At 75.0% G+C, this 1,024-nt stretch carries 2 protein-coding genes; both read left to right on the top strand.

The window, feature by feature from the left end:
- Nucleotides 1–136: 136 nt before the first annotated feature.
- Nucleotides 137–580, top strand: a complete 444-nt coding sequence (locus tag ACF088_RS41410) for an RRQRL motif-containing zinc-binding protein (RefSeq protein ID WP_392381144.1) — start codon at nucleotides 137–139, stop codon at nucleotides 578–580.
- Nucleotides 581–600: 20 nt separating this feature from the next.
- The coding region (locus ACF088_RS41405; protein WP_392381143.1) for a Pycsar system effector family protein at nucleotides 601–1,024 on the top strand (424 nt) is incomplete at its 3' end.

Raw genomic sequence — 1,024 nt, 5'->3', positions numbered from 1 at the left:
ATGCCCGCACCAGCCACAGGAGACGCCACATGCTCGTGCCCCGACCCCGCCGCCGCATCGGCCGGCCCCGCCCCCAGCGTCCCGGACCCCGCTACCCCCAGCGCCCCCGCCTCCTCTCCCCCGCCTGGGGGCCGCGATGACCAGCCGCACCCGACGGCGACAACTCGCCGCGCAGCCGCGCGTCCCGCACGGCTTACCCGAGTACGACTGGGGGACCGCCCCAACCGGCCAACTCGCCACCCGCCGCCAGCTGCGCGCCGCGGGACTGCGGCCCGGCGGCCACGACCCGGTCGCCATCCTCCGCTGCAAGGCCTGCGCCACCCGCCCGTCCCGGTCCTGCACCCGGCCCGCCTACCTCTACCGCCTCGACCTCGCTCTGCCCGTCCGGCCGATGACCCTGGCCAAAGAGGCCGCACTCGACGCCGCGATGGCCGCCCGCACCACCTGCCCGGCCTGCCGCCGCCGCTACCACCACTGCCTGCCCCTGCGCACGCTCGGCTCCTGCCTGGAATGCCACGACGGCACACCCGCCGACCCCACCACCTACACCCTCCCGCCCGGCCACACCCTCGCCGCCTAGCCCTGCCTGGAGACGAAGCGATGTCCACACCGACCACCACGAGCCGCACGGACAAGAACCTGGACGCCGCCCTGGCGACCGTGCAGACAGAGATCGGCCGCACCGACGGCAAGGCCAGCCTCCTGTTGGCCTTCAACGGCGCGACCCTCGCCGGCCTGGCCGCCCTCGCCGGTCAGCCCCTGCCGATACCCACTCGCGTGCTGGGCGGCATGGCCGTTACTGCGCTCAGCGCGGCCACGGTCCTGCTGCTGTTAGTCGTCCGCCCCCGCCTCGGCGGCCAGGACCGCGCCTCATTCCCGTACTGGGCACGCCTGGCAGAGACGCAGATCCACGCGTGCATGCACGGCGACACCCGCGCCGCCCGCATCCGCGGCCTGTCCCGCATCGCGCTCGCCAAGTTCTCCCGGCTGCGCCGCGCCGTCGACTGCATCCTCACGGCTCTCG

The sequence above is a fragment of the Streptomyces sp. NPDC015125 genome, assembly GCF_043080045.1.
Lineage (GTDB): Bacteria > Actinomycetota > Actinomycetes > Streptomycetales > Streptomycetaceae > Streptomyces.
Note: the sequence above shows the minus strand (reverse complement) of the source record. Positions and strands in the feature narration are given on the sequence as shown.